This is a genomic window from Absiella sp. AM29-15, assembly GCF_003434225.1.
Lineage (GTDB): Bacteria > Bacillota_I > Bacilli_A > Erysipelotrichales > Erysipelotrichaceae > Hoskinsella > Hoskinsella hominis.
This window is the reverse complement of the sequence record NZ_QVFL01000010.1, coordinates 17,940-42,168: the sequence shown is the minus strand read 5'-3', so window position 1 is coordinate 42,168 and position 24,229 is coordinate 17,940. Positions and strand designations below refer to the sequence as shown.

Here is a 24,229-nt window from a genome sequence, read left to right as displayed (position 1 = left end):
CCTCTATTCTTTATTCAGTATATCATGAATCTGCTGTTTCAAAGCTTTTTTATCTCCATTATTCCAGAATACGACATCACTTTTTTTAATCTTTTCTTCTTGGGACATCTGGGCATCTAATCGTCTGATTGCCTCTTTTTGGGATACATGGCGATACATCATCAAGCGCTGTAAGATGATATCGCGTTCTGCTGCCACAACCCATATTTCATCAAAGAAGCTTTCCCAATGTACCTCAAATAGTAATGGTACTTCTACAACTGCCAGCTTTTGATTTTTTAATGTACCTAGACAGTTAGAGATTTCTTCTTTGATCAAAGGATGCAAAATACCCTCCGCTTGTTTTTTCTTTATCGGATCTGAGAATATCAGATCACTCATTTTCTGTTTATCTAATTCTTTTTGTTCATTTAAAATATCATCAGAGAATACTTCTACCAGTCTTTGATATCCTTTGTTTCCTTTTTTTAATAAGTCGGCGTTAATGGCATCACAATCTAATACAGTAACATCTGCTTCTTTCAGTATTTCAATTACACTGGATTTTCCAGCGCCCATCACACCTGTTAAGCCAATCTTTTTCATTTCCTTTTCTGACATACAGGACAGTAGCACGTTCCTCGCTGTGCGACCTGGATCTTTTTGATTTCCGTACCACAGACACTGCACTTTTCTCCTTTTTTCGCATGTACTTTCAGTTTCAACTGAAATCTTCCATCCACCCCTAAGGAGGATGTATAGGAACGAATGGTTGTTCCACCTGAACGGATGGCACCATTCATGATTCTTCTTGTCTGATAGATCAATTCTTCAAAATCTTTTTTACGCAAATGATTGATCATAGTTTCTGGATGCATCTCCATCGCAAAACATATTTCATCCGCATAGATATTACCAATACCACACATAATACTTTGATCTAACAAAACGGCTTTTAACGCTGTTTTTTTATGATGCAGGCGGTGATACAGATAATCTGAGGTTAATCGTTCATCAAATACATCATAGCCAAATTTCTCAAAACAGGGATATCGTTGCTCATCTGTTTTGGGATACAGCCACATTCTGCCGAATTTACGTGTATCATGATATCGTAATTGCCGCCCATCATCTAAGGTAAATATCACATGCGTATGTTTATCGTATGCCTCAGATGGTCGTTGTACATAGAATTTACCTTCCATACGCAAATGAACGATCCATACCATATCATCTAAATCGAAGATAAGAAACTTTCCATAGCGTTCATATGCCAGTATTTTTCTGCCTTTGATTTGTTTTATAAAAGTATCAACATCAGGATAGGCGATGATACGTGTCCAATAGACTTCTACATTTTCAATAACGGGATGATTCAACTGATGCTCTAAGGTACGAAGAACGGTTTCTACTTCAGGAAGTTCTGGCATTATTTTGCCTCATACCAGTTCTTGCCTATGCTTGCTTCCGCAATCAAAGGAACCTTCAGCTTCATGATATTCTGCATACCATCTTCTACCAGTTCTTTCATTAATTCGATTTCATCCTCACATACATCAAAGATCAATTCATCATGAATCTGTAAAATCATGCGTGATTTCACGCCCCGTTTCTGCATGGTGTCATAAATAGAAATCATTGCCATCTTGATCAAATCAGCGGCACTTCCCTGAATAGGAGCATTCATAGCAGCACGTTTTCCAAATTCACGCATCATATAATTCTTATCGCTGATCTCTGGAATATATCTTCTTCGATTAAAGATGGTTTTTACATAGCCATTTTCTTCACAATAGGCAATTGTCGCATCCATAAAGGTTTTGATGGCTGGATAAGACGCAAAGTATTTTTCAATAAAGCTGTGTGCTTCTTTTCTGGATATACCCAGCTGTTCACTTAAGCCGAAATCACTTTGTCCATACACGATACCAAAATTAACTGTTTTTGCGCTTCTTCGCATGTTGGAAGTTACCGCATCATGGTCAACATCAAAAATCTGCATGGCTGTTTTGGTATGAATATCAATACCATGATTAAAGGCATCAATCATCTGTTCCTCATTTGCCATATGTGCTAACATTCTTAATTCGATTTGTGAATAGTCCGCACTTAGCAATACATGATTGGGACTGGCCACAAATGCTTTACGTATTTCTTTGCCTTCTTCATCACGGACACTGATGTTTTGAAGATTTGGTTCACTACTGGATAAACGCCCTGTCTGGGTCTGTATCTGATTAAAAATCGTATGGATTTTCCCATCGCTTTGGATATGTTTACTCAATCCAACTGCATAGGTACTATAAATTTTCTGATATTTACGATGCTCCAGCAGTAATGGAATGATGGGATGTACATGAATCAGTTTCTCTAATACATCTGCGGCAGTACTGCGTTTCTTGCCGGCTTTTAAGCCTAATTCATCATATAAGATGACTGCCAGCTGTTTTGGGGAATTGATATTAAATTCCATACCTGCCATTTCATAAATCTGTCTGCTTAAATCATCAATTTTCTTTGCGGTTGCCGCAGCGATTTCATCTAATGTTTGCAAACTTGTATAAACGCCTTCTTTTTCCATCGCATATAACACACGTGTTAATGGCATTTCAATATTCATAAACAGATCCATCATTTCCATTTTATTCAATTCATCTTTTAACGGCTTTATTAGATCTGATAGATCATCTACCTGCATCAGCGCATAGTTTTGTTGCTGTTGCTCATCAACCAGTTTTGGTTTGCCACGTTTGCCATATACATCTTCTTTACGAATGCTGCGATCAAAGTTATATTTCTCCTGCAGCTTATCATAATCTGAAATCGTTCCATCTACTAAAAATGCCGCAATCATGATATCAAATGCAATATTGCCACATGGGATATTATTTTTATGACAGGTATGATAGAAATTCTTTGCATCATAGACTGCCATGTGATTATCTTCTTTGATATATTGTAAGAAAGCTTCATCCTGTAAAGCATCCGATAAGGTGATGTATTCGTTTTTCGTTTCATTTCCAATGGCAAAGCCATATAATTGTGCATCATAATAGGCTTCATTGTCGACATCCGCATAGACAACGGAATCATCGCATAATAAATCTTTACTAATGGTATGTACAACTTCCCGTGTACTATGTTTTTCTACTTTATCGGTATTCATAGTAGCTTTCGCAAAGCTGTTCATTTCATATTTCACATAAAAATCATGCAGAGTATCGCCTGGTTGTGGCATTGCGATTTCATCAATAGTGAATGGAATATCCGCATCCGTTTTGATTGTCGCAAGATATTTTGATAAAAATGCTTTTTCTTTATCGGTTACCAGTTTTTCTTTCAACTTGCCTTTGATTTCATCAATGTGTTCATATACATTATCTACTGTTTCATATTCATTCAACAGTTTTAATGCTGTTTTTTCACCAATTCCCTTAACACCTGGAATATTATCTGCACTATCTCCCATCAACGCTTTTAGATCAATGATCTGACATGGCTTAATGCCCATGGTTTCCATTAATTTTTCTTCGTTCATGACTTCCATTTCCGTGATTCCTTTTTTCATCAGATAAACATCTGTGGTAGGATCAATCAGCTGTAATAAGTCACGATCACTGGAAAGGATATGGATATTTACATCCGGATATTTTTTCGCAAGTGAGCCTATGATATCATCTGCCTCAATACCTTCACATTCATAACGAGTGATACCATAACTATCTAAGTATTCACGGGCAATTGGAAACTGTACGATCAATTCCTGATCCAGTTGTTTTCTTGTTCCTTTATATTCTGTATATGTTTCATGACGGAAGGTTGGTTTTCCAGCATCCCATGCCACAAATACTGCATCTGGTTTTACCATATCCAATGCTTTATTGATCATGGTGATAAAACCATATACCGCATTGGTAGGAATCCCATTGCTGGTTTTCATCATTCTTCCATATAATGTCGCATAGTAAGCACGAAACAACATGGAATTTCCGTCAATTAATAATAGATTTTTCATAAAATAACCTCCATTTGTACTTTATTTTACCACAGTTTTCAATAAATCACGCGTACTTTACACATAAATCAAAAAGAAAAGGTCTTGCGACCTTTATGAAGCCATATTTTCCAGCATTTTCAGATTTTCATACATAATTGTAAGATAATCTTTGGTAGCTTTCTGATCTGATTCACTGATACTGGACAGATTGCTCATATTGATAGGTGTTAATCCTAATTCATCAATCAGCTGCTGCTGTAACTTGGCCATGTCTTCTGGTAAATTTTGTTCCAGCACCATATAACGTACTTTATCTGCACGAATACGGCTCTTGATTGCTTCTAACTGATCTTTGGTAGGCAATGCCCCATATTTACTTAAACATACAGGATATACATTGACACCATAGGATTTCTGCCAAATACCAAAGCTTGGCGTCATGGACACAAAAGAAATCTGCATATGTTCTTCCGGTATCTTTTGATAATCCGCATCCAAACGTGCCAGATCTACTTCCAGTTTTTTATAATTAGACTGAAATATTTTTTTATATTCCGGATATTGGTTACTCAAAGATGTACAAATATCATGTGCCATAGAAGTCATAGCGACTGGATCCATCCAAAGCATTGGGTCAGAATCATATAAATCCAGCATTTTGAACGCATCCCCATCATAATAAGGTGCTTCCACCCCTGTGGTAATACCGTTGATGGTTGTCGTTGTATAACGTTCAAATTTATATACGGCACTCTTTGTTTCCAGATTGACCATATTTACTTTTGTGGAACGGATATCATCATAATAAATATCCATATATGGTTCTAATCCACCAATATAAAACAAAATATCGCTGTTTTTTAATGTTTTTTTATAATCTTCTTTCAGTTGTGCACGTTGTACCAATGTATCTGTACTGATGTTTTCCACCTCTACATAATTGCCTGCGATACGATCCACAAGATAAGTTAATGGATAAATGGTTGTGGCAACCTTTGGGTGTTCTTCACTGCATCCGCTAAGAAATAACGCACATAACATGATGACAAGAAAAGATTGAAGTTTTTTCATAACTTTCATCCTCCTTGTTTTAAATTATATCATAATTTTTTTCATGCGCCTACTCATAATCGAAAAATCGACAGCCATTTTTCCTCCTCCATCCATGCGCCATGCACATACATCACATTATAGGAAAAGCGATATAAATCATGTCCTTTATTCATGCGTACAGGATAAGAAACAGGATGACTTCTGCGATAGCGATAGAATACCAATTTACGATATCTGATGGTGTAGTATGCCATGATGTTTTCCATAACCAATAAGACAATCACCATCATGGCACTGATGCCGTGTAGTATCTGAAAGTATCCTAACATTAACAGCCATATGATCGATAGCACATGCAACAAGCGGGCAGCTGTTTCATAACGAAAGAAAAGCTGTAAACATAACTCCAATATCCGACCACCATCCAAAGGATAAATTGGCAGCATATTAAAAACCAGTATTGAAGCATTCATCAAACATAAATACTCGTAAAAGGTATAGGAAATGATATGGGTACCTACAAAAAGATATAATAATACCGGTTCAAAAAGGTGTGTTAGAGGGCCTGCGATAAGGACACAAAAATCCTTTAAGCCACTTCGATAGCCAATGGATTCTATGATGGCACATAGGCCAAATGGATATATAATGATTTTTCGTATGGGATAATGAAACAAATATGCGATGAATACATGTGCGCCTTCATGCATGCTCATGATCAAAAAGATAAAACACAGTATTTTATAAACCGGCAGCCATGCACACAAGAAAAGAAAAGGTATCCATAACCAGGAAACCTTAATCTTGCGTAGCTTCATGCATATCCAGCTTGCGATTATCTTTCATAAAGCTGATCATAATTTGATCTTGATAAGTCCCTAACACCTTATCTTTTAAGATACGTTCATTTTCTTTGACACTGACATCTTTTACCCCTTCATATGTGGTCACGACTCCATTATCCTGTTTCATCACGATACTGACATCCTGATTTTCCATTTTCTGAATATGCAATACCACACCATCATACAGGTTATTCACCGTATTGGAATCGTTACGATACGTATCTTCTTTCACTTTGGTATAAGAAACAGGCGAGCTGACACTTTGATCTTTCAACTCAAGAAAATCCTCTAACGGCAACCATGATGACAGCTCTTCTAAATGTAGTTCTTTCATAAATGCAGGCATTTCAACCAGATGTAATTTCTCATTCAATAATAACGCTAATACCGCCACACATACAAACATCATCAACATCACTGTATGATATAAAAAGCGAAATATATGCGGACCCTTCCTATGTTCCTCTTCTTCAAATCCAATTCTTCGCTGGGCAATTCTTCTTCTCACTTTATGCAGATCATCCACAAGCTTCCCTCCTCGTTACTACAACATATGCCTGTATACGAAAAAAAAGAACAGGCAGCCTGTTCTTAAGGATTCTCAATATCTTCTTTATGTTCCTGTTTATAAATCACCATTCCTGTTTTGATCATAATCGTAACCGGTACGGACAACATGATGCCAATTGGTCCATAAATCACACCACCTGCAAATATCACAAAGATCGTAAGCAATGGTCCAAGTGAGCTTCGTTTTTCATGTACGATGGGGGAAATGACATAGTTATCCACGTTACTTAAAATCAAAATACCAATCAATAACGCAATCAGATTTGGTGTTGGAAGGGTCAACCCTGTCAATAAACCAATGGCATTGGCAATCGTTCCACCAATATATGGAACAATCGTACCAAGGGCAGATATGATACCAATAATCAGCCAGTCGGGATGTCCCACCAGAAAATAAAATGCGCAATATTCAATCAATCGGATAAATACCAGTATAATCAAAGATTTGATATATACATACACATCCTCATCCATCTTGGTAAGATAATGATCACAATGAGGGAAGAAGAAACGAATGCCTTTTTTTATGTAGTTCTTAATACGTTTAAAATCAAACATCATATAAATTGCGATAATGATCGTAAACAGGATATTCGTTAAGTAATCCAATACCATCGTCATCCAGTTTGGCAGATTGCCAAGCAGCTGTGGCAGCCAGTCATCATAGCCCTCCAATAGTTTGATAATACTATCCTGAATAGAATTCACAACCGAAAAATCTTTAAAGTTTCCAACTTCTTTGATTTTATTACTGATCCACTGTACCCCTTCTATAATACTCATAATAAAGGAATTCACTTTTGTATACAGTGCTGGTATCAGCATCACGATCAATACGATAATTAATATGATCAATAAGACCCAGATGGCTAATATTGAAAAGTTTTTCGGTATTCCTTTCTTTTTCAAAAATTCCACCAGCGGGCTCATGATATACGCAATCACAAAGCCAGTCACAAACGGAGTCATGATAGAAACAAGCATCGAAGCCCAGCTTCCCCATACGCTTTGGGTACGTATCAACAGATAAAGAATCATCAGAACACCAATGATTTTTAACAGTACGTATAAGGAACAATGGTCGTCAAATTTTTGTAGTAGTTTCTTAAACATCCATTCACCAGCTTTCTTTCTGGTTTATTTTAACATACTGGCATGAAAAAAACCAGTCAGCCAAACAGTTTTGAAAGAAAGCTTTCCTTATGAAGCTTTGGCAAATTTACATGTTCGCCCTGTAAGCGTTTCGCAATTGCCATAAAACATTCATAAACAGGCTGATTGCGTTTGATAACTGCTGGCTTTCCAATATTTCCTGCTCTTTGCATTTCTTCATCCTCAAATACATATCCTAAAAATTCAACCGCCAGCCAGCGTTTCGCATCTTCTAAAGGAATCGCAATCTTTTTTTCTATGGCTTTGGGTGAATAACGATTCACAAGAAAGGATATTTCTTCTTTTCCCTCCTGCATCAAAATACCGATGATGCGATCAGCATCCTGTAATGCTGTCACATCCAGTGTTGTCACAACAATGACTTGATCAACACAATACATGGAGCATGCAAAACCTTTTTCAATACCCGCTGGGGCATCTAAGAACACATAATCAAACTGTCCTGCCAACTCCTCTACAATCAATTTCAACTGTTCCTTTGAAAAATCATGAATCTGAACACTTTTACAGGCAGGTATCAGATAAACATTTCTACAATACTTATCCTGCAGCATCGCTTTCCGTAAGGAACAATGTCCTTCCATGACATCTTTTAAATCGTATATTACCCGATTTTCAAGTCCCATCATATAATCCAGATTTTTTAATCCCAGATCCATATCGATCAAGCATACTTTCTTATCCATGTTTCCCAGCATTTCACCAAGATTCAATACGATACTGCTTTTTCCAACCCCGCCTTTTCCTGATGCAACGGCAATGATTTCTCCCATAAAGCTCCTCCTTTTACTGCTTTCAGTAATACTTTTTCCCTGTTATAGTAAGCTTTTATGGGTGCGAAACTTGTCACATTTTGAAATGCACTATCACAAATGCGCACCTTGGAAGTAATAGAGGAGGCCACAAGTACATCTTCTTTATGCCAAAGATCAATCACTGCCTCCACATGTCCAATCACATATAAATTTCCCATAGCATGCACATAGGCACCTTTTCGCATATCCCCTATCCATAAGGTATCTTCTGTTAATGTGATGATTTGCCCATTGTACAAAGTTGCTTCTTTGATTTGTTGTTTTCGCTCAACAATTTCATCAAATCCTTTAATCAGTATATGATTATTTTCACAGATGGCAAACAATGATAATAAGGTATCATCACAGACATCGGGTATATGAAAAAAAGCCTCAATCGCTTTTCCATACATTGAAATTGCTTTGAGTCTTTTCTCTAATTCTTTTAAAAATATTGTTTCATCATCAAATTGTGCAAACAGATGCAAGCCATCTTTTAATCCTTTGATTTTAATCTGAACCATTCGACCTTTTCGCTCCTTCTTATCCGTTTTTCTTTCATAAACAGATAATCATCTTTGATTCTCATCAGGAAAACGATGATCATAACCAGAATTGCATTCGCTAACAGCGTTAACAATTCAAAGCGTTCTGCCCATTCCAGAAACATAAGTGCTGTCACTCTTTGGAAATACATATAGAAGTATACCAAAAGATCTTTGGCGAAAATTGTCACAATACATAATACTAAGGATTCAATTAATGTTTCTGTCATATGTTTACTCCATAAACGCAATAAACATGCGACAATACCATAGACAATGGCATATACCAAGAATGTATTTGCGCAGAAGAAGTCATAATACATACCCCATAAAACAGCAAATAATACAGAATCTAAAAAATCAAATTTACGAATTGTCAGAATCATGGCGCAAAAGCCAAGGTTTGCGATAAACAACAAATCATTCAACAGATAACTGCCAGGAAACAATACCATCAATATTTCATCCAGTATAAAACAGATGAATACAAATACTGCATGCGTCAACATTATTTCTCACCTGTCACAACAGCAACCGTTTCAAAACTTTGGAAATCATCCACTGGTTTTACATAAACAGTCTGTCCTGTCTGATTATTCAAAGCCTGCACAGTATCCACGGTACCAATAAAGATACCCCCTGGATAACCTTCCCCTTTTCCACTGGAGATGACCTGTTGTCCCTGCTTGATCTTATCTGATGTATCAAACAATTGAACCACGTATCGTCCTTTACTTGCATCATAGCTTTGTAAAACACCATCCACGGCTTCTTTATCTGAAATGCTTACCTTAATAATGACATTGTTTTGTTTATCTTCACTCGTCAAAAGCTTCACAGTGCTGGAATACTCACTAACTTCAGAAATCTTTCCGATTAAGCCTTTTGCGGTTCTTACTGCCATTCCTTCTTTGATACCATCTTTTTTACCTTTATTGATCGTTAACTGATTGTTCCAGTATGCCTGATCACGACTTTTTACTTTCGCATATGTTAATTTATATGCAGTTTCATCTTTTTGTAAATCCAGCAATTCTTTTAATTCCGTATTTTCTCTTATCAGCTCATCATTTTGTGCCTGTATACTTGGCATGGTGCTGATCAGATATTTATAGTTGTCATTTTCATCCTTGACCGCCCATAAATCAGAAAAATCTTTCATCCATCCTTTTAATGTTTGAAGTGGCTGATCAATCAATCCATATTTCAGCATACTGACACCATCATATGCAAGATTTCCACTCAGACTGCCACTCATACTGCGCAGAATCACACCTAGTATTAGAAATACTGCGATCAATCCCAGCAGTATTTTTTGTAATCGATTTAATTTTGACATGCTATCACCAACTTTACTGCTATTATTATAAAGGCTAATCGAAAATAGTTCAATCAATTAATTGCTTTTGTCGCAAACTTGTATAAGAATTTTTTCCTACAATGATATGATCCACCAAAGGAATACACGTCATCTTCCCGCAAGCATCAATAGCTTCTGTCAATAAGATATCAGCTTCACTGGGTTCTACATTTCCAGAAGGGTGATTATGCACACAGATGATCTTTGCACAGCCACTGGCCAAAGCTTCTTTATAGATTTCTCTTGGATGTACACTTGCTGATGTCATAGAGCCTTTAAACATCGTACGATAACTAACAATCTGGTTATGATGATTCAAAAAGAGTACCAGAAAATGCTCCTGTTTCATAAAACCTATTTGCTGATTCAGCCAGTCCACAATATCCTTGGGACTATTAATACAATGCATCTGTTTGACTTTATCAAAAGCAATGCGTCTGCCAAGTTCAAAAGCTGCCTGTAGCTCCAATGCTTTTGCCTGTGCTATCCCATCAATTTCCATCAAATCATTTAATTGTGCTACATCTAACTCTCCTAAATGTTCCATTTTTGCCAGTACTTCATCAGCGACTTCTAGTGCCGAGCGTGTCTTACTGCCACTTCGTAATAATATTGCCACAAGCTCCCGGTTGTTAAGTGCCTCAATACCATCTTGTAATGCATGTTCTCTGGGACGTTGTTCCTTATTCATATCTTTTACTTTCATTCCGCAATCCTTTCCAGTACCTCCTGGTATTTCTTTTCATCAATCAGTTTTGCCACTTCATTGCTTTCGATATCAGCTGTTTTCTGAATATAATTGATCCCCAGAGATTTTAGTTTATCCTGGCCATTTTTGGTATCATCGATATTGGTAGAAATATAACAGACGATTGCTGTTACATCTTTTTGTTTCCACGTATAGGAAACAATACCCTGGTCTTTTAATTTTTTCTGCATTTTCTTTAAGGTATCCTCTTGTTTATATAAACCTACCTGATTCATATATAATGTCTTATGTAGGATATCCTCATTTTGTGTGGTATAAGAAAACAAAAGATAATAAAATCCAGTAAACAATATAGAGAAAACAAGTGCTGAAATAATAATCATACGTTTCTGATTCATTGTACACCTCCCATATCAATTTATGTAATCGACGCAATGGGCATACCTGATTCGACAAGAAAGGATAAAACACCTCCTCATATATATACATACGTTTTTTTGATGTGAAATTCCTAAAAAATTTTGAATTTTTTTAAATTAATGATAAAATAAAGAAAAAATGGAGGTAAAAGACTCGTGAATATAAAAAAATTATTGGCAATCGCTGGTTTGGTACTGATGCCAGTCACCTTGCAGGGATGTACATCAAACAGTATTACACCAACAGAAACCGTCAAAGAATTCCTGGATGGCTATCATGATCGTGACAATACGAAAATCGCAGCCAACAGTACATGGAAAGATTACGATGCCACTGCCCTTGAACTGCGTGATGAAGATTATATGGAAGATGTTGATCAACAGCTGCAGAAAAAAGTATATGATATGATGCTTGATTTCTCTCATAAGGAAGAAAAAGAAACCATTGATGAGGATAAAGCCAGTGTAGAAGTTACACTGACCATGTATGATTTTTCAGCCGTTATAGATAAAGGTATGAAGGAAGCTGCCAAAAAAGCTGATGAATTAAGTAAAAAAAGTGATGTAGATGATAAAGAAATTCAGAAACAGATCTTAACTGTTTTATTTGACAATATGGCAAAAGCTTCCAAAGATAAAACAATTCATGTCACTGTTGACTTAGTAAAAGAGCATGGCGATTGGAAGGTAAGTGACAACAATACTGCATTAACGGATGCCTTGCTGCAAAATACACAATCTATCCAAAATATAGCAAAATAAATGTGCGAAATTAATTGTTTTCGCACATTTTTTTCTTATTCAAATTTTCCAACTTCTTCTGCACTTCTTGCATGACTTACACGTTTGACTTCTACACCCTGCTGTTCACACATGGCAAGAAACGCTTTGCTTAAACCTTTATCCACATGATGAAAACGATAATCAATGCTGGCATCATCTTCTACATAGATATGATTTTTCGCTAACAACGTTGCCATTTTGTGATATGTATGATCCATCTTAAAAGGGCATTTCACATTCATCAGCTTGATATTATCAAAACCGGCAATACCATCGAATAGATGGGATGTCAGCATCGCATTCATCATTTCATAATAACGACGATACAAATAACCTGCGTTATATTTATCCCACATCATTTCACGAGAATGCTTTGGCCAGTCAAAGGCGATATTATCAAGAAAATGAATGCGTCCAATAAACACATCATAATCAAACGCTTCTTTAATACCAGCAATATAGCTTTCATGCTGTGTGAAGTAACATGCTTCTAATCCAAATTTTACATCAATGGGAAATTCTTTTTTTCGCATTTCTGTGATAAAATCCTGATACTCTTTTAATGAAGCTGTATTCACCTTTTGAAACCATGTCTTTTGATAAGGATATGTTGCACATACCTCACGATACATAGATTTCAATTCACGAAATTTATAAGTAGGCTCTAAAATCACGATTCCATCCAGTCCTTTAGAAACTGCCACATCAATATATGCTTTTAATGCTTTATAAGTAAATGGCTGTGGAAGCGCCACATGTGCATCTATCATGTTCATAACCTCTTAATATTTCAATTTCTTGATTCTGCCAAAACCAATCGTACCAGGTCCTGTATGGGACATGATAACTGCTTTGAACACATGCTGTTCCACAGGCTGTCCAGTTGCTTCTTCCAGCATTTCCTTTAATTCATCACTCATGGAACGATTATAGGCATCAATGATCATCCAGTCATATTCTTCAGGATTAATGCCCTCTGTAACGACACGAATACCTTCTTTATATGCTTTCTTCAGCGTACGTACTTTATCAACCAAATCAATTGCGCCATGATCTACTTTCAAAAGTGGCTGAATCTTCAACAAGCCTGCCAAAGCAGCTGCTGCTGGGGATATTCTTCCACCATTTTTTAAAGCAGTCAAGGTTTCTGGAATCAGAATCGCAAACATATTGGTTTCTTCCTCCAGTTTCTTTTTCACGGTTGCACAATCATAGCCTTTTTCAAACATAGCTCTTGCTGCCAGTAATTGTTTTACGATTGGATAGCAAGCATATTCACTATCCACAACAGTTACACGTCCATTGTATTGTTTCGCAAGTCCAATCGCTACATGACATGTACCAGATAAAGCTTTGCTTAATGGCAGATAAAAAACCTCATCATAAGTTTCCAACAGATGATCCCAGGTTTTCACAATATCGCCAATGACCGGCTGTGCAGTTTTTACTTGTTCTTCTTTATTTAATGCTTCAATGATATCCTGATCAAATATCGTTTCTTCTTCAATATATTCTTTTCCATTAATCGTAATCGGCATACGAATGACATGGATATCTAGTTCTTCTGCCTCTTGTTTTGTGATATCTGCGCTAGAATCACATAGTAAAGCGATGTTTTTCATATAATCACTCCTTGCTAGAAATTATAACAATTTTTCATCATAAATACAACCAAGTAAATGATGAACTTCCATTCATTTATGCGGTTTTTAAACGCGTAGTGACTTTCCTGCTCATCTCATGCATAAAAACAAAAAAACGTCTGTATATAGACGTTTGATTTTCTATGGCGGAGCGCATGAGATTCGAACTCACGGTAGCTTTCACTACGCCACCTTTCCAAGATGGTGCCTTAAACCGCTCGGCCAACGCTCCAAAATTACTTTATTCAAGTCACTTCTATAATTTTACAGATTTTAAAGCAATTGTCAATCTCTTTTTATATATTTCTTATCAAGAACCAATAAGAATTGTTTTTATACAATCTATAATGAAATTTCATTTATATATGTTTCTTCAATTCCTTATCTTAGCAAATTTCTATAATCAAAAAAATTAAAACTGTTTGATTGCAGTATTCATATTTTCCAAATTTTTAGTTTGCAAAATCGTATAAGTGATCATTTATCTTCATTCGCTGAAAGTTCTTTTTAAATCTTTGTAATCTGGATATATAACTGCCTATTCAATAATAACTTTTCATAATTTGTGTTGTATAAATATATATATCAGTTTACCAATTAAAACAAAAACTTTTAATTGATTAAAAAAAAATCAAATAAAAAAATAAAAAAATTTCAAAAAAGGGGTTTACAAAACGATGGGGATAGGTTATAATATGACTCGCTTACAACACATGGCGGATGTGGTGAAGTGGTTAACACAGCGGGTTGTGGTCCCGTCATGCGTGGGTTCGATCCCCATCGTCCGCCCCATATAAAAGTAAGCAACTGGCGAAGCCAGTTTTTTTTGTATATAGAAGATATATTTATAAAATATTCAAAAAGTTTTTGTTTTTTTTCATATCCATTAAATTCCTTTGTAAGATTAACTTGTGAAAGAATGTATTTTTACATTACTTTCTTGATGATTCGTGATAAAATATACATATATACAAAGGAGGAATCACACATGAATAATCTTGGTGATGAAATGAAGAAAATCATTCTTGCAGGTATCGGCGCTGCGGCAACAACGGCTGAAAAAAGCAAAGAGGTTGTTGATCAGCTGGTAAAGAAAGGTGAAATCACGGTTGAACAAGGCAAAGTCTTAAATGAAGAATTGAAACACAACATCAAAGAAAAGCTGAGAACACCGGCAAATGCTGATGAAATCAGCCGTGATTTAGAAAAAGTAAGCAAGGATGACCTTGCGAAACTGAAAGCGAAGATTGAAGAATTGGAAAAGGGAATGGATGAAGAAGAACCATCTGCTCCTGGCCAGGATGGCGAATAATCAAAACAGCACCCTGAGCAGTAAAAAACGGCTTGCCCAAATCATTGGTATTTTAAAAAAACATCATTTAACACGGGGCATTGATCCTGTAAAGTTTAGAGAAATATTAGAAGATCTGGGACCGACGTTTGTAAAGATTGGTCAGATCATGTCCAGTAGACAGGATATGTTCAGTGAACGTTATTGTAAGGAATTAGTCAAATTGCGCGATAATGTTGCCCCTATGCCCTTCTCTGTTGTTGAACAGGTGATAGAGGCAGAATATGGGGTAAGTCGTGCTGAGATATTTCCACAGATGGATCCAAAGCCGCTTGGGAGTGCTTCTATCGCACAAGTACATAAAGCAACATTAAAAGATGGCAGATCCATTGTCGCAAAAATACAGCGTCCTCATATCTATCAGATGATGGAACGTGATATCTCTTTGGTACGTCGTGCTGTAAAGATATTGCGTTTGAATGAAGTGCTGGGCAGTGTTGTTGACTTAAATATCGTATTGGATGAATTCTGGTATACCGCAAAACAGGAAATGGATTTCTTAAATGAAGCGCATTTTGCGATGAGGTTTGCGGATTTAAATGACAGCATTACATATATTGGATATCCTCAGATAGAAACTGATTATAGTACCAGCAAGGTACTCGTTATGGAGTATATTGATGGATATCAGATTGATAACTTTGAAGCATTAAAAGATAATGGATATGATTGTAAAGAAATAGCTGAAAAACTGGCAGAAAATTATATCAAGCAAATCGTAGATGATGGATTCTTCCATGCGGATCCACATATTGGCAATATTCGTATCCGTGATGGACAGATCGTATGGATTGATTTTGGTATGATGGGTACTTTGACAAGACAGGATAAGGACCTGATGAAAAAAGCCGTGATTGCGATTGCCAGCAGCAATGCACAGAAACTAGTGGATGTTATCTTGGTATTGGGTGTTCATGATGATCGCATTGATTATACTGGTCTGTATTGTGATATTGAAACCTTTATGAATAAATATATCAATCTGGATCTAAAGGATATCAATCTTGGATTTGCGATTCAGGAGGTATTTACCATTGCACATAAGCATCGTATTTCCATGCCAAAAGGCATCAGTATGCTGGCAAGAGGTCTAGTCACAATTGAAAGCACGATGACAGTATTAGATCCTGATATCAATATTATTACCATTGCCGCAAACCATGTCAGTGAGAATAAACTGAAACATATGGACTTAAAGAAAGAATTCGCTTCCACCAGTCAAAAGATTTTGGAAGCTGGAAACAATGGTATACAGATTCCTGTGCATTTGAATGAATTGATTCAGATGTGTTTAAAGGGCAGAATGAAAATCAATCTGGAGGTTATGGATTCTACAGTCCCTTTAAATACCATCAATCATATGGTGAATAAATTAACCGTAGGAATTGTATCAGCTGGTTTATTAATGGCCAGTTCCCTGTTATGTACAACAGAGATGACACCAAAGGTATTTGGCATTCCTGCCATCGGCTTTATCGGTTATGTGACTGCTTTATGTTTAGGATTCTGGTTATTGTTCAGTGTTATTAAAGAACATCACAAAAGAAAACGTTAAAAAACGGATGAAATTTTTCATCCGTTTTATTTTACAACCGTTTTTAACACCTGTCCGATAGGATCATGTATGACAATGTCTGCCTGAGAATCCACTGATGTAGCTTCTTTATTGATCAAAACCAAATGTTTTCCATGAAAATACTGGAGTAATCCTGCCGCAGGATATACGACAAGGCTGGTTCCTCCAACAATCATGGTATCTGCCTGTTCAATATAAGATACAGCTTTTTCCATGACATCCATATCTAAACTTTCTCCATATAAAACAACTTCCGGTTTGATGATACCGCCACAAACAGGACATACTGGCACACCATCTTTTTGAGATAAGATATCTTCCAAGGTATAAAATTTATGACAATCCACACAGCGATTGCGATGGATACTGCCATGTAGCTCCAGCACTTCTTTACTTCCTGCTTTTTGATGTAAACCATCAATGTTTTGCGTGATAACGGCTTTTAGTTTCCCTTGCGCCTCCAGTTTTGCCAATGCGATATGCGCAGGATTTGGCATAGCTTTTTCATACACCATCTCATGGAAATAAAAGTCATAGAATTCTTTGGTATGGCGTATAAAGAAGTCGTGTGAAATCATTGTTTCGGCACGATAAGGATAGGTTTTCTTACTATAAATCCCACTTTGTGAACGAAAATCAGGAATATTGCTTTCTGTACTGACACCTGCGCCTCCAAAAAATACGATATGATTGCTTTCTTCAATTACTTTTTTTAATTCTTCATACATTTAGATCAGTCCTTTCTGATTATGATTGTACTACCATTTCGTGTTTTTTCAACCTCGATTCCACCTGGAATATTTTCTTTTAATACTTCCACGTGGGAAATGATTCCAATTTTCCCTTTTTGTTTACTCATTTTTTCAAGTATGGATAATGCATCCGCAATACTATGTTCATCTAATGTGCCAAAGCCTTCATCAATAAACATACAATCAAAGCTGATTCCTCCATTTCTTGCCTGTACACTCATAGATAAGGCAAGAGATAATGCCAGGGATACTAAAAACTTTTCTCCTCCTGATAAGGAAACAACATTACGCATGGAACAGGAATAGGCATCATATATTGAAAATTCAAGTCCTGCTTTACGAGTTTTCCCACTGGCATGTTCGCTTCGATAGATTTGATATCTACCATGATGTACACCAGCTAACAACTGATTGGCATTTGCGGTGATGTTGGAAAGCATGATTCCCAATACATAACGTTCAATACCAACGCTGTTATCTCCCCGCATTGCCCTTGAAAAATGCAGAAGTTTCTGATAACTTGGCTGTAGTTTTTCATATTCCTCACTCATGCTGGCGCCCTGTTTTTGGATATCCTTTAAAAGCTCGATCCGGCTTTTTACATCTGCCATCATTTGCATATGTGCTTTTCTTTCCTGTTGAAGCCTGATCATATCCTGATTCAGCATCTGTAGATCTTCTATTTTTTTATTTTTTAACTGCAGAGTTACTTCTTCCATGCGGGATGCTGTTTTAATCATCATTGTCTGATATTCTTCTATTTGTTTTTCATCTTTTTTTATTTGTGCGGCATCTGGCTGATGTAGTAAAACTTCTTCCTTCATATCCTCTGTGCAATGGGCAAGGTATGCCATATGTGCTTCTTTTTCCATATCTTGTGCCCGTATGATCTCTGTTTTGGCTGTTTCCAGTTTGCCCTGTGCTTCTTTGTGTTTTAGTAAAATGTTTTCAATTTCTTTTTGCTGCTGTTGTTGTTTTTGATAAATTGTCAAAAGCTTCTGTTTTAAGTTTTTTTCTTCATTTTGTAATTTTTCAATAGTATCAAGTGATGCGTAGGCAGAAAATTTTGTTTGATAGCTAGTTTTTTGTTGTGCATATTGATGGATGTAATGATCATAATCTGTGCTTATTTTTATCCATTGCTTTTCTAGTTCTGACTGTTTTTGTTTCTCCTGTTCTAATGTTTCTTTCAGGCTTTTTAATGCCATCACATCTACATATTGATTCGTCATCATTTTTTCATAGGGATGATGTAGTGACCCACATACAGGACATGGTTTTTGATCCTGCAACGTTTCTCTTAACTGCATTGCCGTATCATTCAAATAGGCCTGATACATAGTTTCATGTTGCTCCTCAATAGCTTTTAACTGTAAGCTGTGTGCTTCCATGCGCTGCTTGATTTCTTTTTGTTTATTCTGATATAGATTTTTCTGCTTTTGCAACTGCTGCAATTCTAAAAATGCCTCTTTACAGTTTTGAAGAGATGTCGCTTCATTCTGCAGGTTTTGATAAATGATCATACCTTTTTCATTATCCTTGCGCATATCTTCTAAGTGACGCATTTTTTCCTGCATGATCTTCCACTGCTGTTGTGCCTTTTGTAAGTCTGCCTGTCGTTTTAGATGTTCCATCTGACTTTTCTTGTAACTGTGAAAATAAGGCAGAATCATTTCTACCTGATGATATTCTTCTATACGCTGTTTTATTTTTTCAATAATTTGTTTCTGTTGGTGCAGCTGGCCTTGTTTCTTTAATAATGTTTGTTGCTCCACAACCAGATCATGAAGCATTTTTTGTTCATTTAGGATATCCTGAAGTTTTGTAAGATCATGTTCTAAAATCAAAGATTTTTCTTCCATCTTTTGAAGAACTGCTTCTTTTTCCTGTATTTGACATAAGACATCTTCTTGATCTTTTACCATGGCGCCCTGATACAATGCATCCATGCGCTGTTTTTTTTCATCCATCTGCTTTTTCATCAGGTTGGCTTTATCACTTAGATAAATCGTAATATTTTCCCACTTGTCCATTTGAAACAGGGTACGCAGAATTTCTTGTTTTTCCTCGCTTTTACTCGTCAACAGCTTCTCAAATTTGCCCTGTGGAAGTACCATGACCTGAATAAACTGTTCATGCGTTAATCCGATTAATTCTATAGCTTTTTCTTCGATATTTCTAAGTTTTGGATTTTCAAAGAATGGATAGAATTGATCATCGAGCATCTCTCCTGCATCAACACTTACTTTTATTGTCTTATCTTTATTGCGTTTTTCTTTTACTTCTACTTTTCGCATAAAACGATAATGTTTTCCATGCAAAGCAAATGTAAAATCAATGATGGTAGGTGTATCATCTTTGACAAAGCGTGAACGCATACTCTCTAATTCTTCCCGCTGTCCCCCACTGCTTTTTCCATATAATGCATAGGTCATTGCGTCCAGAATCATGGTTTTTCCACTGCCGGTTTCTCCCCGTATCAAAAACAGATGTGAAAAATTATCAAAATCGATTTCTTGTTTATCTACGTAGGGACCAAAGGCCTGCATCGTGAGTTTTTCAGGTAACATGGCCTACACCTCCTCTACCATCTGACTGGCTTCTAAAAACCAGCCTGTTTCTTCTTCATCTAATACTTCATCATAATAATCCTGAAAGAAATGGGAAACAATATCTAAATCATTCATTTCTTCCATCTCATCCAATGCGATACTGACATTTTGGTTTTGTAAAGCATTCTTGCCACTTAATTGTAATAGTGTTTCCACATGCTCACGGAAATAATCCATCATTTCATACTGTACACTTTGATCTTGAAGTTCTATTTTGTAATAAGCATTGGTATCTAGGCCTTCTTGTATAATTTTTTGTATCTGATCAAAATTGCCTTGTAGGCTGATTAGGGGATGAAGTGGATGGATTGTTATTTCTTCTACCTCATCTGTTTCACTATCATAAATCAAGACAGCTTTTTTATATTGGGCTTCTGAGAAAGAATAAGCTAAGGGAGAGCCACTATAGTAAACATGGTGGTGTAGCTTTTGTTTACGATGTAAATGTCCAAGTGCTGTATACTGCATATCTGAAAAAACATCTGCCGATACCAAATCAGAACCGCCGACATTCGCAAAACGATCACTTTCACTGACGCTTGCATTCGCACAAAAAGTATGCGCAATCGCGATATGGGTGGATATATTTACCGTCTTTTGTTTAGCTCTTTCCAATATCATCGCAAAAGCTTCATCTAGATTTTTTACCTTTGCCTGATAAACATTGCGCATAGTTTCTAAATGAAAAAAAGGTATAGGATAAAATGCACAGTTTTGTATGATCAATGGTTCTACTTCCTGGTCCATGCGCCCATATATATGCAATCCCATAGGCTTTACCAGATCTTTTAATGATGATAAACGCTCTCCGGAATCATGATTTCCCGCAATCACAATAACTTCTTTTTTCATTTCCAGACATAAACAGCTCATCATTTGATCATACAAACGGATTGCCTCTTTATTCGCAAGGGCAGTATCATAGATATCTCCTGCGATTATGATAACATCTACCTGTTTTTCTTTGATGATGGCTTGTAATTGTTGAAAAAAGTATTTTTGATCTTCTAATAAAGACATTCGATGTAAATCAATGCCCAAATGCCAGTCTGCTGTATGTAGTATACGCATATATATCTCCTCTCCAGATAGAAAAAGCAGATTTTTATCTGCTTTCTACTCGCTCTTTGAAAAATCTGCTGTAAAATCTTTGTTTAATTCAATGTCCGCAAAATACCAGCGAATGGTAAACGGTGTGATTGTTTGTGACTGATCCCATGTAAACGTATATTCCTGTGTCACGATAACATATTTATCATTGACTCTGGTATCCGTCTTTGTGACTTTGTAATTCATAGTGATATCGCTATAAATCAAAATTCGTGGTTCTTTTACTTCATTGTTTTTTCCATATTTATAAGACAATGTCAGTTTTGCTTCTCCTGGTTTTACATCTTTGATCGTCTGTGTCACATCTAGTACCAATGGCAATTTCACTGTTGTTGTTTTCTCAAGTGTTTTCCCATTAGATAAGACTGCCTTGATTTTAAATGTATTAGATCCTGGTAATATCTGATAAATACTGGCATTGATCCGATAACTGGAATAATCACTTACATCTAACAATTCTGATTCTTTATTGTCCATGGGATCTACATAATATAAGAAGATGCTATCCACAGTACTGTCTGCTTTATTCAATGTCCAGTTAAAAAAGATTTCACCACTGTTTCTTTCATATTCCCCACTGAAATATGTAAATTCAGTTACTTCTTTTTCTGCAGGCTCTTCCCCTGTATCCGGATCTTTATGTTCAATCTGAAATACTTCCTGATTAGCTAAAATCGTATATACTTTATAACCGCCAAGTCCTAAAGCGATACTTAAAAAGACAACACATAGAATCACAAAGAATAAATTTCTCTTTATAAACTCCACTCATCATCGCCTTCTTTCTATCTTTTTTATTATACTGTTTTCCCAAACAAAATACCACTGTATCCATGCATATGCTTACATATAGTATATGTTGTTTTTATTTTATAATAGATTGTTGTATTTTACAATAGTAAATTTCCTTTTATAAAAAAGAAAAGACGGGAAGCTCACCCGTCTACTTCAAATAATCTAAGGTATAATCCACAAATAAATTGCATGAAATCAATAATGCATCTTCATCTATATCAAATAATCCATGATGAAGCGCAACACATGTATTGGGATATGCTTTATTTCTGGAGCCGATAAATGCATAGACTCCTTTTACTTTTGCCAGATAATCCGCAAAATCATCTGCCTGCAGCATTTTTGTCTGATTATGGATCACATGCGATGGACCAACAATGGCTTCTGCGATTTTACTTACCTCATTTGCGATATCTTCATCATTGATAAGCGGTGCTGCATAATCTTTAAATGTTACCGTTGCACTTGCGCCAAATAAAGCTGCTGTCTGTGTGGCAATCGTTTCTACTTTTTGATTGGTAAAGGCTCTTTGTTGTGGTGTAAAGCTGCGGGTTGTACCTTCTAATACGGCATCCTCAGCCACAATGTTATATTGTGTACCAGCACGAAGAACACCTACACCGACCACCGCACTATCTACAGGTGCTGTATTTCTTGATACGATAGTTTGCAGGTTCACAACGATCTGACTGGCAATATATAAAGCATCAATTCCTAACTGTGGTGTAGAAACATGGGCACCTTTGCCTTTTACCTCAATCTTGAAGTAATCACAACTGGCATTCATAGGACCTGGTGTCAAAGATACATCTCCTACATCTAAACTACTACACATATGTGCACCATATACACGATCCACACCCTCTAACAAGCCGGCATCAACAAATTGTCTAGCACCCTGTCCGATTTCTTCTGCCTGTTGGAAAAAGCAGCGAACTTCCCCAGAGAATTCATTTTCTTTTGCTTTTAGTATCTTTGCCACAGTTAATAAAACGGCAGTATGGGCATCATGACCACAGGCATGGGCACATCCTTCATTAACAGAACGATAATCCTCATCTTTTAAATCATCCATTGCCAAAGCATCTATATCACAACGAAGCGCAATGACATGTCCCATACCTTTTTTACCCTTGATACATGCATATACGCCACTTTCCCCGATTCTTTGATGCTTGATTCCACAGTCATCTAATTCCTGTTCAATTTTTTCAGCTGTATGAAATTCTTTTAAACTAGGCTCGGGATGTGCATGAAAATAACGTCGTAATGCAATTAAATGCTCTTTTTCATCTAATACATAGGGTTTGATATTCATAAAGCATTACCATGCGCAGATAAATGCACCCTTATATGTATCATCAATGGTTTTCTTTGCTTCTGCACTGTGATATGCATCCACAACTTTCTTATATACTTCATTGTCTTTATCTTTTGTTCTTGCGACAATAACATTTACGATATCCCCAGCAGTTTCCAAGTTCACATCTTCAATATAAATAGAATCATCTTTTGGATTTAAACCAGCTGTAATGGCATTTCCACCATTGATAACTGCAGCATCCATATCTGGCAATAATTTTGCTAAGGTTGCACTTTCTGCTTCTTTGATTTCAATTTTCTTATTGTATTTTGTGATATCTGCTTTGGATGGTACATCTTTTTTCGCTGGATCACATTCGATCAGTCCGGCTTTTTCTAATAGTTTCAATGCACGGCCGCCATTGATTTGATCACTTGGAATACCAATCACAGCACCATCTTTGATATCTTCAATTTTTGATACTTTATCTTTATTGTTGTAGATGGCAAGAGGTGCCACAATGGTATCACCAATTGCTTCGATATCATATTTAAAATCTTCAACGCTCTTTGCTAGATATGATTTTGTCTGGAAAGCATTCAAATCGATTTCACCATCATTCAACGCTCTGTTAGGTGCAGCATAATCAGTGAATTTCTTTAATTCTACTTTGATATTGTCCTTCTCCAATAATTTGTTTACCGTATCCCATTGCGCATTGTATTCCCCTACAACACCAACTTTTACAGTCGTAACATCTTTACTGTCATTTCCTCCACATCCTGCTAAACCTACAAGTAATGTGAAACTTAATACTGCTGTCAATAACTTTTTCATAATTTATTCTCTCCTTTTTTATT

24 protein-coding genes and 2 tRNA genes are annotated in these 24,229 nt (G+C 36.3%); 4 read left to right on the top strand and 22 right to left on the bottom strand.

The features are described from left to right. Nucleotides 1-3: 3 nt before the first annotated feature. The 13 genes from coaE to DW761_RS11130 form a co-directional block, all read right to left on the bottom strand. Entirely contained in the window at nucleotides 4-600 is a 597-nt protein-coding gene (gene coaE, locus DW761_RS11190; protein WP_233513087.1) for a dephospho-CoA kinase, read from the bottom strand. Next, nucleotides 582-1,409, bottom strand: coding sequence for a DNA-formamidopyrimidine glycosylase (mutM, locus tag DW761_RS11185; protein ID WP_117518158.1), 828 nt, complete (start codon nucleotides 1,407-1,409; stop codon nucleotides 582-584). The genes coaE and mutM overlap by 19 nt, the downstream gene beginning before the upstream one ends. Further along, nucleotides 1,409-3,994, bottom strand: a complete 2,586-nt coding sequence (gene polA / locus DW761_RS11180) for a DNA polymerase I (protein WP_117518155.1) — start codon at nucleotides 3,992-3,994, stop codon at nucleotides 1,409-1,411. Before polA ends, mutM begins: the two co-directional genes overlap by 1 nt. Nucleotides 3,995-4,087: 93 nt before the next feature. Then, nucleotides 4,088-5,047 carry a metal ABC transporter substrate-binding protein gene (locus DW761_RS11175; protein ID WP_117452426.1) on the bottom strand — a complete coding sequence of 320 codons (960 nt, stop codon included), beginning with the start codon at nucleotides 5,045-5,047 and terminating at the stop codon, nucleotides 4,088-4,090. Between the two features lie 53 nt (nucleotides 5,048-5,100). Further along, entirely contained in the window at nucleotides 5,101-5,847 is a 747-nt protein-coding gene (locus tag DW761_RS11170) for a site-2 protease family protein (RefSeq protein ID WP_117518153.1), read from the bottom strand. After that, the gene (locus DW761_RS11165) at nucleotides 5,828-6,400 is read right to left on the bottom strand and encodes a peptidoglycan DD-metalloendopeptidase family protein (RefSeq protein WP_117518151.1); all 573 of its coding nucleotides are present in this window, start codon (nucleotides 6,398-6,400) and stop codon (nucleotides 5,828-5,830) included. The genes DW761_RS11170 and DW761_RS11165 overlap by 20 nt, the downstream gene beginning before the upstream one ends. 65 nt (nucleotides 6,401-6,465) lie before the next feature. Next, a complete protein-coding gene (locus DW761_RS11160; RefSeq protein WP_117518149.1) occupies nucleotides 6,466-7,557 on the bottom strand; it encodes an AI-2E family transporter in 1,092 nt (363 codons plus the stop codon). 56 nt (nucleotides 7,558-7,613) lie between these two features. Beyond that, nucleotides 7,614-8,390, bottom strand: a complete 777-nt coding sequence (gene minD, locus DW761_RS11155; protein WP_117518147.1) for a septum site-determining protein MinD — start codon at nucleotides 8,388-8,390, stop codon at nucleotides 7,614-7,616. Continuing rightward, entirely contained in the window at nucleotides 8,327-8,935 is a 609-nt protein-coding gene (locus DW761_RS11150; protein WP_117452431.1) for a hypothetical protein, read from the bottom strand. The genes minD and DW761_RS11150 overlap by 64 nt, the downstream gene beginning before the upstream one ends. Then, a complete protein-coding gene (locus tag DW761_RS11145) occupies nucleotides 8,908-9,465 on the bottom strand; it encodes a rod shape-determining protein MreD (protein ID WP_233513086.1) in 558 nt (185 codons plus the stop codon). The genes DW761_RS11150 and DW761_RS11145 overlap by 28 nt, the downstream gene beginning before the upstream one ends. After that, nucleotides 9,465-10,295, bottom strand: coding sequence for a rod shape-determining protein MreC (gene mreC, locus DW761_RS11140; RefSeq protein WP_117452432.1), 831 nt, complete (start codon nucleotides 10,293-10,295; stop codon nucleotides 9,465-9,467). Before mreC ends, DW761_RS11145 begins: the two co-directional genes overlap by 1 nt. Nucleotides 10,296-10,344: 49 nt before the next feature. Next, complete coding sequence (gene radC / locus DW761_RS11135; RefSeq protein ID WP_117518145.1) at nucleotides 10,345-11,022, bottom strand: RadC family protein; 678 nt, start codon at nucleotides 11,020-11,022, stop codon at nucleotides 10,345-10,347. Beyond that, nucleotides 11,019-11,423 (bottom strand): SPOR domain-containing protein, encoded by a 405-nt coding sequence (locus DW761_RS11130; RefSeq protein WP_117452434.1) that lies wholly within the window; start codon nucleotides 11,421-11,423, stop codon nucleotides 11,019-11,021. Before DW761_RS11130 ends, radC begins: the two co-directional genes overlap by 4 nt. Nucleotides 11,424-11,600: 177 nt before the next feature. On the opposite strand from DW761_RS11130, the gene DW761_RS11125 reads away from it, so the two are divergent. Next, on the top strand, nucleotides 11,601-12,206 hold the full coding sequence (locus tag DW761_RS11125; RefSeq protein ID WP_117518143.1) for a HAMP domain-containing histidine kinase: 606 nt from the start codon (nucleotides 11,601-11,603) through the stop codon (nucleotides 12,204-12,206). Nucleotides 12,207-12,241: 35 nt separating this feature from the next. Here the strand turns inward: DW761_RS11125 and DW761_RS11120 are convergent, their stop codons facing one another. The 3 genes from DW761_RS11120 to DW761_RS11110 all read right to left on the bottom strand — a co-directional run bounded on the left by DW761_RS11120 (nucleotide 12,242) and on the right by DW761_RS11110 (nucleotide 14,102). Then, on the bottom strand, nucleotides 12,242-12,997 hold the full coding sequence (locus DW761_RS11120; RefSeq protein ID WP_117518141.1) for a PHP domain-containing protein: 756 nt from the start codon (nucleotides 12,995-12,997) through the stop codon (nucleotides 12,242-12,244). Between the two features lie 12 nt (nucleotides 12,998-13,009). Then, nucleotides 13,010-13,849: a DegV family protein gene (locus DW761_RS11115; RefSeq protein WP_117452437.1), complete on the bottom strand. Its 840-nt coding sequence runs from the start codon at nucleotides 13,847-13,849 to the stop codon at nucleotides 13,010-13,012. A gap of 165 nt (nucleotides 13,850-14,014) precedes the next feature. After that, nucleotides 14,015-14,102: transfer RNA gene (locus DW761_RS11110), tRNA-Ser, on the bottom strand. 484 nt (nucleotides 14,103-14,586) lie between these two features. On the opposite strand from DW761_RS11110, the gene DW761_RS11105 reads away from it, so the two are divergent. From DW761_RS11105 to DW761_RS11095, 3 genes are all read left to right on the top strand, one after another. Then, nucleotides 14,587-14,662: transfer RNA gene (locus DW761_RS11105), tRNA-His, on the top strand. Between the two features lie 196 nt (nucleotides 14,663-14,858). Beyond that, on the top strand, nucleotides 14,859-15,182 hold the full coding sequence (locus tag DW761_RS11100; protein ID WP_117452438.1) for an aspartyl beta-hydroxylase: 324 nt from the start codon (nucleotides 14,859-14,861) through the stop codon (nucleotides 15,180-15,182). After that, nucleotides 15,172-16,776 (top strand): ABC1 kinase family protein, encoded by a 1,605-nt coding sequence (locus DW761_RS11095; RefSeq protein WP_117518139.1) that lies wholly within the window; start codon nucleotides 15,172-15,174, stop codon nucleotides 16,774-16,776. Before DW761_RS11100 ends, DW761_RS11095 begins: the two co-directional genes overlap by 11 nt. 26 nt (nucleotides 16,777-16,802) lie before the next feature. Here DW761_RS11095 and DW761_RS11090 read toward each other — a convergent pair whose 3' ends face one another. From DW761_RS11090 to DW761_RS11065, 6 genes are all read right to left on the bottom strand, one after another. Further along, nucleotides 16,803-17,525 (bottom strand): NAD-dependent protein deacylase, encoded by a 723-nt coding sequence (locus DW761_RS11090; RefSeq protein WP_117452440.1) that lies wholly within the window; start codon nucleotides 17,523-17,525, stop codon nucleotides 16,803-16,805. Nucleotides 17,526-17,530: 5 nt separating this feature from the next. Next, complete coding sequence (locus DW761_RS11085; RefSeq protein WP_117452441.1) at nucleotides 17,531-20,119, bottom strand: AAA family ATPase; 2,589 nt, start codon at nucleotides 20,117-20,119, stop codon at nucleotides 17,531-17,533. 3 nt (nucleotides 20,120-20,122) lie between these two features. Then, the gene (locus DW761_RS11080; protein ID WP_117452442.1) at nucleotides 20,123-21,232 is read right to left on the bottom strand and encodes a metallophosphoesterase family protein; all 1,110 of its coding nucleotides are present in this window, start codon (nucleotides 21,230-21,232) and stop codon (nucleotides 20,123-20,125) included. Between the two features lie 45 nt (nucleotides 21,233-21,277). After that, nucleotides 21,278-22,039 (bottom strand): hypothetical protein, encoded by a 762-nt coding sequence (locus DW761_RS11075; protein WP_117452443.1) that lies wholly within the window; start codon nucleotides 22,037-22,039, stop codon nucleotides 21,278-21,280. 175 nt (nucleotides 22,040-22,214) lie between these two features. Next, nucleotides 22,215-23,384: a M20 metallopeptidase family protein gene (locus DW761_RS11070; protein ID WP_117452444.1), complete on the bottom strand. Its 1,170-nt coding sequence runs from the start codon at nucleotides 23,382-23,384 to the stop codon at nucleotides 22,215-22,217. Between the two features lie 6 nt (nucleotides 23,385-23,390). Beyond that, nucleotides 23,391-24,206, bottom strand: coding sequence for a MetQ/NlpA family ABC transporter substrate-binding protein (locus DW761_RS11065; RefSeq protein WP_117452445.1), 816 nt, complete (start codon nucleotides 24,204-24,206; stop codon nucleotides 23,391-23,393). Nucleotides 24,207-24,229: the final 23 nt, after the last annotated feature.

Coding starts and splice junctions, on each gene's coding strand:
- DW761_RS11065 (WP_117452445.1), bottom strand. CDS start 24,206: ATGAAAAAGTTATTGACAGCAGTATTAAGTTTCACATTACTTGTAGGT.
- mutM (WP_117518158.1), bottom strand. CDS start 1,409: ATGCCAGAACTTCCTGAAGTAGAAACCGTTCTTCGTACCTTAGAGCAT.
- minD (WP_117518147.1), bottom strand. CDS start 8,390: ATGGGAGAAATCATTGCCGTTGCATCAGGAAAAGGCGGGGTTGGAAAA.
- DW761_RS11080 (WP_117452442.1), bottom strand. CDS start 21,232: ATGCGTATACTACATACAGCAGACTGGCATTTGGGCATTGATTTACAT.
- radC (WP_117518145.1), bottom strand. CDS start 11,022: ATGAAAGTAAAAGATATGAATAAGGAACAACGTCCCAGAGAACATGCA.
- DW761_RS11150 (WP_117452431.1), bottom strand. CDS start 8,935: ATGGTTCAGATTAAAATCAAAGGATTAAAAGATGGCTTGCATCTGTTT.
- DW761_RS11085 (WP_117452441.1), bottom strand. CDS start 20,119: ATGTTACCTGAAAAACTCACGATGCAGGCCTTTGGTCCCTACGTAGAT.
- DW761_RS11175 (WP_117452426.1), bottom strand. CDS start 5,047: ATGAAAAAACTTCAATCTTTTCTTGTCATCATGTTATGTGCGTTATTT.
- DW761_RS11115 (WP_117452437.1), bottom strand. CDS start 13,849: ATGAAAAACATCGCTTTACTATGTGATTCTAGCGCAGATATCACAAAA.
- DW761_RS11130 (WP_117452434.1), bottom strand. CDS start 11,423: ATGAATCAGAAACGTATGATTATTATTTCAGCACTTGTTTTCTCTATA.
- polA (WP_117518155.1), bottom strand. CDS start 3,994: ATGAAAAATCTATTATTAATTGACGGAAATTCCATGTTGTTTCGTGCT.
- DW761_RS11120 (WP_117518141.1), bottom strand. CDS start 12,997: ATGATAGATGCACATGTGGCGCTTCCACAGCCATTTACTTATAAAGCA.
- coaE (WP_233513087.1), bottom strand. CDS start 600: ATGTCAGAAAAGGAAATGAAAAAGATTGGCTTAACAGGTGTGATGGGC.
- DW761_RS11070 (WP_117452444.1), bottom strand. CDS start 23,384: ATGAATATCAAACCCTATGTATTAGATGAAAAAGAGCATTTAATTGCA.
- DW761_RS11100 (WP_117452438.1), top strand. CDS start 14,859: ATGAATAATCTTGGTGATGAAATGAAGAAAATCATTCTTGCAGGTATC.
- DW761_RS11095 (WP_117518139.1), top strand. CDS start 15,172: ATGGCGAATAATCAAAACAGCACCCTGAGCAGTAAAAAACGGCTTGCC.
- DW761_RS11170 (WP_117518153.1), bottom strand. CDS start 5,847: ATGAAGCTACGCAAGATTAAGGTTTCCTGGTTATGGATACCTTTTCTT.
- DW761_RS11145 (WP_233513086.1), bottom strand. CDS start 9,465: ATGTTGACGCATGCAGTATTTGTATTCATCTGTTTTATACTGGATGAA.
- DW761_RS11090 (WP_117452440.1), bottom strand. CDS start 17,525: ATGTATGAAGAATTAAAAAAAGTAATTGAAGAAAGCAATCATATCGTA.
- DW761_RS11160 (WP_117518149.1), bottom strand. CDS start 7,557: ATGTTTAAGAAACTACTACAAAAATTTGACGACCATTGTTCCTTATAC.
- mreC (WP_117452432.1), bottom strand. CDS start 10,295: ATGTCAAAATTAAATCGATTACAAAAAATACTGCTGGGATTGATCGCA.